Genomic DNA, 8,801 nt, shown 5'->3' on the forward strand with positions numbered 1-8,801 from the left:
TGGCGACTATGGCGGGTAAAATTTTAAAAACGGGAAGATGGACACAGTGACATGGTAAAAGGGTGCGTATGGTCATGATTACTGGGGAATCCCACTTTTTTGACGACAAATACTGTGCCGAGGTATTGCCAACCGCTACTAATTTTTCTGATTGCCTCTGCTAGACATGCCGCAGAAGTTGCTGTACATTAATGATGTCGGCTTACGGCATTGTTTCTCCTACCCACTTACCTATGTTCCCATTGGTAAGTGACGATAGTCACTAACTCCTTTTTAACCCCGCTATGCGGAATCTATTAGGAGTAGTGCGCCATGACCATCTTGACCCAATCGGCAATTGCAGCTCACCAGGCTAAACTGGTTCAACCACAAGAAGGCCAACGCTATTCCCAGTACCCCGTTCATGAAATGGAGTTTTGGAATAATCTGTTTGCCTTCGCAAAGAACCCGAATACCGCCCAGCAAGTGCTGAACGAAATCGGGGACATTGAAAACGAACCCTGTATCGAAAACGATCGCGTTTTCCGCAACGTGCAGCACGCTCGTAATCTGGCAAAGATCGCTTTGCTGAACTAATTAGTGCTGAACGAGCACTAAGCATTTGGCGACAGGAACCTGGCAACCCAGGATCTTGTCGGCCATTGCCAACGCCATATTGGCCACGTCGACCAGTCGGCGTGCCCTTGCCTCGGTATCCATTTCGCGCATCGTATTGCTGAACAGACTGACCAGGTTCTCTTCAGTAGGGCTGTCCGGATCGCTCACACCTCCCGCCTCACGTATCCAACGCTCATAAGCTTCATCGGAGACAGCGTTCAAATCAGTTGGCATAACATTCCTTTATTTAATAATGCCACCATTGTAGGCGCTCGATAGCATCACGCAAGTCACCCCCTCCACATTCTCGAATCAGCACTGATTAAGCGCTGATCCTTCACGGAACACCTCTTTCTATTGCCGCCCTGCGGCATTTACTGGAGGTTCTATGCACTCAACAAACCCGGTCGCGTTACTAAAGCCGGCTGTGGTCATCCAGCTGGACATCTTCGACTGTTTCGACGACATCCCAGTCGATCATCAGAAACCCATCGAAGCTAAATCACCTGCCCCCAAACCATTGCACGACGGCCACCCGCCTTCAACCAAGTCCGTCAAACCTGGATTGAAATCCAAGCCGACTCGCACTCCATTGGTTCCAGCGAAAAAAAAAACTGACGCCAGAGAGTTGCTCGTCGATCCGGACGAACCGGAGTCGGTAAATCTGGAATCAATCGAAGCTGGCGACAGTCCCGAGCATATCCTTGCCAAGCGCATGTTTCTGCGAATGATGTGGGACATTGAAGGCAAGTCGGAAGATGTCGAACCCGATCTCTTCGGTCAGACGTCGGTCACTGGCACCAAATCAAACCAAGCTGACCAAAATCGGCTCGATGCTCTTATCTGGCTATACAGCCTCAATCCTGACGGAAGCCTCGTTAGCATCGAGTGGGTATGCGATGAACTCGGATTCGATCCGCATCGCGTGCGCCGTATCGTTGGTCGCAGCATGCGCAAGGAAATCAAACGCGTGGTGCAGTTGCTATCCACCATCGTGAGCCCGCAACACGCTCACGTCTGCGAGGAAAAAATTTCCGATTACCTCGATATTTCCAATTGGAGTTTCAACTAATGCGTGCGTCTTGAACGCTCCGCACCCTTTCTACAATCACCATCAAGGATGTATTTTATGAACAATGCTCTCTCTTCGCTGTTCGCCCAGGCCCCCGGCCTGGCCAGCTCCTTCAATGACATCTTCACCGACAAGGTCGCTGTACAGGTGGCGCCACCAACACCGGCAGCATTGCCAGTACCAGACGCAGTTCCTTCCAACAAAGCTGGCGAATAGTCAGATCACCAATTATCACGAGGCCATATCATGCAAGCATACGGACACAAACGCAGCTACCGCGTCGAAACGGAGGCAATCCACGCTGGCCAACCGGAACCGCGCAAGCAGGCGCCGAAAGGCTGTAACAATGCACGTCGCAAGTCTGCTCGCCAGGCAGCGCGTACCGACATCAAAGCGGCGATCTTCCACTGATCTGTCCGCGTACTATCGAACCCACCGTCGCCCCTCTCAAAGGGGCGGCAACCACCTTCACGTTCATCACTGCTGCCTGCATCGATGAGCCTTCCCGCTCTTCTCATTAAAACGCCGAATCACGGCATCAATGGGAGAATCACATGAAAATTCTGCACGCCTCGGACCTGCACTACTCTCCGGGCAATTTGGATGAAGCGGATCGTTGCTTCGGCCATGCAGTCGAACAAGCAATCGTCAACGACGTCGCAGTTGCGATGCTCACTGGCGATTTGACTGACCACGCTCTGGACGGTCACTCTCCAGCACTGCTGGCACTGGCAAAACGCATTAAGCAGCTGGCCGACCACTGCCCAGTATTCCTGCTGCAAGGTACCTTCTCTCATGAGCCGGTAGGACTGCTCAAGATGCTGGAAATGATCGGAGCTAATCATCCCATTGTCGTTTCTGACAAGATCGGCATGATTGGCCTCGCGGACGGGAAATGGCTCGACTATGACCCGACCTACGCCGATGTGCAATATGACCTGGTTATCACCAGCGTGCCGACCGTCAACAAGGCTGAACTGGCCTTGGTAGTGGGCGCCGACAATGCAAGTGTCGAAATGGGGAATCACCTGGCAGCACTTCTTGGTCTGTTCGGTCCTGCAAACGCTGCGTTACGCCGCCGCGGTGTTCCTACCGTACTGGCAAGTCACGGTACCGTCGATGGATCTCTTAATGAATCCGGCGTGCCGATGGCGGGAATGGACCACGAGTTTTCACTCGGTGCTCTGTTCTCAGCCAACACGAGCGCGACGATGCTCGGTCACATCCACATGCACCAGCAATGGACACGTGAGCATGACGGCCGTATGCAGCGCATCGCGTATCCAGGCTCGATCGGTCGGTACCACTACGGGGAGCTTGGGGAGAAATACTGCCTCATCTGGGAAGTATCAGCCGATACGGCCGACTTTACCCTAGTGCAAACGCCATCGAAACGCATGATTGAAATCGCATTCGAAGGCATTCCAAACCTGGACGAGCTGGCCACCGTAGCGGAGCAATGCCGCGGTGCCTTTGTTCGTGTCAGGTACTCGGTCGACGAAGAGTTCGCCAGGACAATTGATCGCCAAGCGATCAAGCAAATCCTGGGCGCCTCCGCCGAAGTGAAGATCGAGGGCGAGGTGCTTACAATTCAACGTCAACGCTGCGCCGGCATCTCGTCGCTATCGTCAGTTGAAGAACGATTCATCAAGTGGTGCGAGTTCACGCAAACACCAACGTCAGGTCTGGCCGAGCGGCTGTCCCAGCTGCAAACGATGGCGCCAGAGGATATCGCAAGCGCTTTCAATTCCACCAACAAACGCCCAGGGCAATCGGCACCTGATCCATCAGGCCCGCCTGCAAACACACGCCATTCGGAAACCGAGTTTGAAGATCAAATTGTTTGAATTCATCCCACTTTCACATCACGAGGAACCCATGATTCAAGCAATTATAGAAGCAATGAAGCAGGAAATCGCAAAGTACAAGCTGGAGCTGCTGCAACACTATCCGAAGGACCTGGAGATTGACATGGCGACACTTGAACGCTTCGCGCACCCTGGGATGAAAATCGCATGGATGGTTGGGGACAGTCATACACACATCGCCCCGCTAGGAGTGCATCAGAAGCTGAACGAGATTCCCACGTATTTGACAAGACTGGCGAATAACGACCGCTTTTATGTCCTCTCGATCGGCCACGGCCCAGCGCAGTTCTCGTTGAAAGAAATCACACGCGATGAATTTGCCGCGCTGGTCAATACGACGATTCCGTACAAGAGCGTTGGGCCGGTCGAAGCGTTCTGGCTATACAGCAATAATGCACGTGTTGGAACCTGCGTTCTCACCCGCGAGGGAACTTACGAAAAACCTGTGTACAAGATCTCGCTCACACCAATGGGCGGCATCAGCAAGATCGACCGCGAAGCCCTGAAGGAATGGGGCCAGCAAGCCGTCACAAGTAAATCAGGCTCGTTGTTTTCATACAGCCAGGTCGAATGGCTGGCATCGATCGATATGCCACTTGCCGCGTAAAAAACGGAATACTGGGACCTACCTCAAACGGGTAGGTGCCAGGCTTACCTTCAAATTTTCTTGCTCTTCGATGCGCCGCATCGATGAGCACAGCTCATGTTTTTTACTCGCCGATCTTCGGCACTCATTACGCCATGTGTGTACCTCTGGAATTTGCAGTTGCACGACAGATCGTCACCTCGGCTGACATTCGATCTATTTCTCACTTGGAATATATCGCTCCATCAACGGTCCGCACCGCGCGAGCCGAATTCATTCAACGATATAACGGAATCGACAATATGCTCAACACCCTCCCACTCGCAGCGCCAAATGGCGCTAACCTACAAGTTACCTCCCTCACCACCATTCCAGCGGAGTTCATCTTTGACCGCTATGCCCAAAACATCATAGGTGGCAATCGCCACATATATGACACGCTAGAGGTACATGGCGTGCGCAGCTATGAGGCCGGTTTCGACGATGCCACGCACTATGAAATCGACAACTTGAACCCGACAACTTTCTCCGTCTACATCCGCTTAAAAGGCGAGGGCGTTGAATGTGTTGGCGACTTCACTCGCTATGCCGATGCCGTCCAGTACGGCACCGAACTGAGCGCCCAATACAGCTGGCCGATGCGTAACTTTGTCCTCGACAGATTCCGTATGACCACCATCGCCAAATTGCAATAGCCGCCAAACCGCCGACGATGAGTCGGCGGTGTCGCGGGCCCATCTTTAACCAGGTGTATTTACCTGCTATGATGGCGTTGTCTCCCTGAGGCATAGAATCATACGCAAACTCACACTCACTCTGCTTCCCGATGGTCCCATCGGCAAGCTGCTTGCCAGCTGACTCCATTAAAAACACCGCTATGCGGTATGGAGCCAAATTGAAACCACTCAAACTCACACTGCAAGGCTTTACTGGCATATCCGCTGCTTTTGGCCGGGACAGCCTGGTACTCGATCTTCAAACCATTCCCCAAGATGCCTCGCTCGTTGCGCTTGTAGGCCCCAATGGCGCCGGAAAAAGTACAGTCCTGGACAATCTTCACCCATTCAGAATTATGCCTTCCCGCGCAACTACGCTCGGACCCGGTGGCTTCTCGTACTGGACGCAAATCTACGGCGCCACGGCAATGAAAGAACTGCTGTGGGAGAACGATTGTGTACTCTATCGAACCCTCCTGTCATTTAAGACGACGGGCAAAACCCAGAAATCGGATTGCTACCTGTATCAGTGGGACACAGCAGTTCAAGAATGGAGGCCGGTTCAGCTTGATGATGGCACGCTCTCGGACGGAAAGACGGCCACGTATGATCGCTGCGTTGATACCATCCTGGGGCCGCCGGAGAAGTTTTTCACGGCCCATTTCTCAGCGCAAGGTCGCAAATCTCTCGCATCCTACGGCACTGGCGACATTAAGTCGATTCTGGCTTCGGTGCTGAACCTTCAGGGCTTGCGTACGCTTTCTTCCAACGCGGCACTGGTTGGCAAGTTCCTCCGCCAGCAGCTCGCGGGTATCAACGACGAATTGGCCGAAGCACGCAACCAGGACAACACCGCAGCTGTACTGACTGGTGAAGTCACACGGGTTGATGAACTCATTCGCGCCGGCTGCGCAGATGAAGTCACGGCTCAAGCAAACGTCAACGGTGCGCGTGAAAAATTGGCAGGTATTCTCGCCAAACGAGATGCACAGGCAAAGAACGCTGAGGAAGTTCGATTTCTGACCGAGCAAATCGGCGTGGTCTTCAGCAAGGCGGCCAGCAGCAGGGCGAGCGTGGACACTCAGTACGCTCGTGAACAAATGCGTCATCAATCCGAGGCCGCCAGCGTAAAAGCTGCGATCACATCTGTGCAAATCAACGTACAGTCGAATGAAGCGGAAATGCGCAGGCTCAATGCTGTGCTGACTGAGAAGAGTGCAGTAGCGCAAGCGGTGGGACGTCTTCACCAACGCCAGCACGACCTCGAACAAATCGACGGCGCAGTCGACGCGCACCAGGTTACGCTGGCCGGTGCTGCAGTAATGCGAACCGAGTTGAATGTGCTCATCGCAGACCATTCGAAGCTGGCATCGGATGGACAAGCAAAGACCATCCGTATCAAGAGCCTTAAGGAGACTGCCGGGCTGGTTGAGCAGGTTCCTTGTAAAGGCTCGCAGATGCAATTGGCCTGTCCGTTAATGGAGCAAGCAAACGCTGCAATGCGGGATGTTCCGGCTCACGAAGCGGAGCAAGCCGCCAAGCGATTAACCTATCAGGAGATCAGCCGCAAGGTAAAAGATCTTCAATCAAGGGTAGCCGGCTTCGATACCATCGAGGCGGAGGTGAGAGTCTTGCAGAAGAAGAGAAAGATGGCTGCAGATGCTCTCGACGCTGACAACCGTCTTGCAGCGCGTGCCCCGCTTATCGCCGACGCTGAAACTCGACTGCCAGTGCTGGCCGATACAATTGCGCAACAGCGTCAAGACATCGCCGCTGCTAACGATCGCATGATGCAGGTTTCGACAATACTTGCTGCAATCGAGTCGGAAAAGGTGCAGGCCCTGGCCCTCATAGAGGGTACCAGTCTGGCTGAAACCAAAGTGCTCGAGGAGCGCCTGGCTAAGCTGGAAAAGCCGGTATCCGACGCCGAGGTAGCGGCTTACCAAAGTGCCGTTGCGCTTGCTGGCGCTGCACTGGTCGAAGTTCAGGCCCGTGCCCGTGCTCTCAGCGAACAGAAAGTTACTTTTTTGGGCAAGCTCGAGGCAGTGCGTACGCTGGCTGCGCGCTCCGTTCAGGTGAAAGAGCAAGCCGAGCGCCTGTTTGAAGAAATCGCAAAATGGAAGCTGCTGGAGAAAGGTTTAGGCAACGATGGCTGCGTGGCGTTGAGTATCGACGACTCAGGACCAGAGATTGCCGCGATTTGCAACAACCTGCTCTCGGACTGCTTTGAAGGGCGCTTTGTCGTGCGCCTCGATACGCAAAGCGAGACGAAGACTGGCAACATGAAGGAGACCTTTGATATAAAGGTCTTTGACGGCCATCGGGGTACCGAAAAGTCACTTGGCGACATGTCAGGTGGCGAAGAGGTACTGGTGAACGAGTGCCTGACACGCTCGGTTGCGCTGTATGCATCGCAGTCAAGTATGACCCACTGCGAGACCTTATTTACCGACGAAACTGACGGTGCACTAGATCCCGAAGCAAAGCGTACGTTCATGCAAATGAAGCGAGCCGTTCTCAAGCAAGGTGGCTATGGTCGCGAGTTTTTCATTACCCACACGCCAGAATTGTGGGAGATGGCGGACTACAAGATCATGATGGCCGAGCTGTAATTTCAAACACCCTGGCGCTATGCACCAGGGTGTTCCCGTACTTAATAGTAAGCCCTTTTCCCTGCAACTAAAATCCTGTAAAATGATTTTGTCGGTCCCCGGCATTGTCTTACATCCCCCAGCTGTTCGATACCAAGTATCGGAGAGCGATCATAAATGCTCACTCCTTGCTAACGCCGAATTTCGGCATTCACGGAGAATTCCCAATGAGCCAAAATCCCAAGTTCCCAGATAAAGTTGTTGACTTACCATATGGACTGCTGATTTTTCCATTTGCAACCATGGAAGCAGTTGGCGCCAAAATAATGGCAACATTCACAAATAAGTCTAAGGCCCAACCAAAACCACTGCACGAGGTTAGCCACGGAGTAAGCTTACCCAATATCACCAAAAACTTGCAGTATCAAGTCGCTGATCGGGTCTATAGCAGAGAGATCAACGGTCGCAAAGTAAGTTTTTATCATTACTACACGGCCGATGTAATTCGTATAGTGTGCCGCGAGTTGCGTCATATTAAGCCAATCGATTTTACGCCGCTCATAGCTGATGACTCCGCAGTGGTGTTTGACATCGATGGAGCCATTCAATGGGTGCGTCAAAATGGACTCAAACCTGTTGCGTTGATACGCACAGAAGAGAATCCAAAATATCCCAAAAAGGCGACCACTACGTTATCGCATACCCCCCCTTGGGATAACGAAGAAAAACAGGCGAAGAATAAGCCTACGCCCGTTTCAACATCCCCATCTCAGTCGACCATCGTTCCGGCAACAGGGAGTAAGAGTGCACCGTTCACGGGCAGGGTTGTTTCATTTGGAACATCACAGCGTACCGGTAACGGAGATGGTAAACCCTACATCACCTACGCGATGAAAATTCGATCCGAAACAGGCGCCTATGATAAGGAATTCATTGGTGAACATCTTTCCGATCTTGTGGCTGATATGAAGCTACAGGTTGGTCAGTTGATCCGTATTCAGCTCCTTGGCAAGCACTATTTTGAAGTGGAGGTTGACGGCAAAATGGAACAGCGCAACCGAAATCACTTCGCAATCAATATCATCTAACATCATAGGAAATTAATATGGCATCAGTAAATAAAGTCATCATCGTCGGCAATCTGGGCCGAGACCCGGAAATCCGCTACATGCCTAGCGGCGACGCGATCGCCAACATCGCCGTGGCCACTTCGTACAAATCGAAGGATCGCAACACGGGCGAACAAAAAGAATTAACAGAGTGGCACCGTATCTCGTTCTTCGGCCGCCTGGCGGAAATCGTCGGCCAGTACCTGAAAAAAGGTTCGTCCGTCTACGTCGAAGGCCGTCTGCAAACCCGTAAATACACGGA

Annotated in this window: 10 protein-coding genes; 9 read left to right on the forward strand and 1 reads right to left on the reverse strand. The window is 52.7% G+C overall.

From position 1 onward, the window contains the following. Positions 1-312 precede the first annotated feature (312 nt). The gene (locus K0F85_RS24600; protein WP_219118493.1) at positions 313-576 is read left to right on the forward strand and encodes a hypothetical protein; all 264 of its coding nucleotides are present in this window, start codon (positions 313-315) and stop codon (positions 574-576) included. Here the strand turns inward: K0F85_RS24600 and K0F85_RS24605 are convergent, their stop codons facing one another. Continuing rightward, entirely contained in the window at positions 577-831 is a 255-nt protein-coding gene (locus K0F85_RS24605) for a hypothetical protein (protein ID WP_219118494.1), read from the reverse strand. It lies immediately after the preceding gene. A 154-nt stretch (positions 832-985) separates the two neighbouring features. Between K0F85_RS24605 and K0F85_RS24610 the strand changes: the two genes are divergently transcribed. The 8 genes from K0F85_RS24610 to ssb form a co-directional block, all read left to right on the forward strand. Then, positions 986-1,669 (forward strand): hypothetical protein, encoded by a 684-nt coding sequence (locus K0F85_RS24610; protein WP_058048758.1) that lies wholly within the window; start codon positions 986-988, stop codon positions 1,667-1,669. A 57-nt stretch (positions 1,670-1,726) separates the two neighbouring features. Further along, positions 1,727-1,885, forward strand: coding sequence for a hypothetical protein (locus tag K0F85_RS24615; protein WP_219118495.1), 159 nt, complete (start codon positions 1,727-1,729; stop codon positions 1,883-1,885). Positions 1,886-2,223: 338 nt separating this feature from the next. Continuing rightward, on the forward strand, positions 2,224-3,516 hold the full coding sequence (locus K0F85_RS24620) for a metallophosphoesterase (protein WP_219118496.1): 1,293 nt from the start codon (positions 2,224-2,226) through the stop codon (positions 3,514-3,516). Continuing rightward, the gene (locus K0F85_RS24625) at positions 3,497-4,144 is read left to right on the forward strand and encodes a hypothetical protein (RefSeq protein ID WP_219118497.1); all 648 of its coding nucleotides are present in this window, start codon (positions 3,497-3,499) and stop codon (positions 4,142-4,144) included. The genes K0F85_RS24620 and K0F85_RS24625 overlap by 20 nt, the downstream gene beginning before the upstream one ends. A gap of 83 nt (positions 4,145-4,227) precedes the next feature. After that, complete coding sequence (locus tag K0F85_RS24630; protein WP_219118498.1) at positions 4,228-4,818, forward strand: hypothetical protein; 591 nt, start codon at positions 4,228-4,230, stop codon at positions 4,816-4,818. Between the two features lie 200 nt (positions 4,819-5,018). Next, positions 5,019-7,451 (forward strand): hypothetical protein, encoded by a 2,433-nt coding sequence (locus tag K0F85_RS24635; protein ID WP_219118499.1) that lies wholly within the window; start codon positions 5,019-5,021, stop codon positions 7,449-7,451. A gap of 206 nt (positions 7,452-7,657) precedes the next feature. After that, positions 7,658-8,518 (forward strand): hypothetical protein, encoded by an 861-nt coding sequence (locus K0F85_RS24640; RefSeq protein ID WP_219118500.1) that lies wholly within the window; start codon positions 7,658-7,660, stop codon positions 8,516-8,518. 17 nt (positions 8,519-8,535) lie between these two features. After that, positions 8,536-8,801 (forward strand): single-stranded DNA-binding protein (gene ssb, locus K0F85_RS24645; protein WP_219118501.1); only part of this gene is annotated, 266 nt, incomplete at its 3' end.

The organism is Janthinobacterium sp. UMAB-56 (assembly GCF_900095265.1).
Classification (GTDB): Bacteria; Pseudomonadota; Gammaproteobacteria; order Burkholderiales; family Burkholderiaceae_D; genus Janthinobacterium.

Coding starts and splice junctions, on each gene's coding strand:
- K0F85_RS24605 (WP_219118494.1), bottom strand. CDS start 831: ATGCCAACTGATTTGAACGCTGTCTCCGATGAAGCTTATGAGCGTTGG.
- K0F85_RS24640 (WP_219118500.1), top strand. CDS start 7,658: ATGAGCCAAAATCCCAAGTTCCCAGATAAAGTTGTTGACTTACCATAT.
- K0F85_RS24620 (WP_219118496.1), top strand. CDS start 2,224: ATGAAAATTCTGCACGCCTCGGACCTGCACTACTCTCCGGGCAATTTG.
- K0F85_RS24630 (WP_219118498.1), top strand. CDS start 4,228: ATGAGCACAGCTCATGTTTTTTACTCGCCGATCTTCGGCACTCATTAC.
- K0F85_RS24610 (WP_058048758.1), top strand. CDS start 986: ATGCACTCAACAAACCCGGTCGCGTTACTAAAGCCGGCTGTGGTCATC.
- K0F85_RS24615 (WP_219118495.1), top strand. CDS start 1,727: ATGAACAATGCTCTCTCTTCGCTGTTCGCCCAGGCCCCCGGCCTGGCC.
- K0F85_RS24600 (WP_219118493.1), top strand. CDS start 313: ATGACCATCTTGACCCAATCGGCAATTGCAGCTCACCAGGCTAAACTG.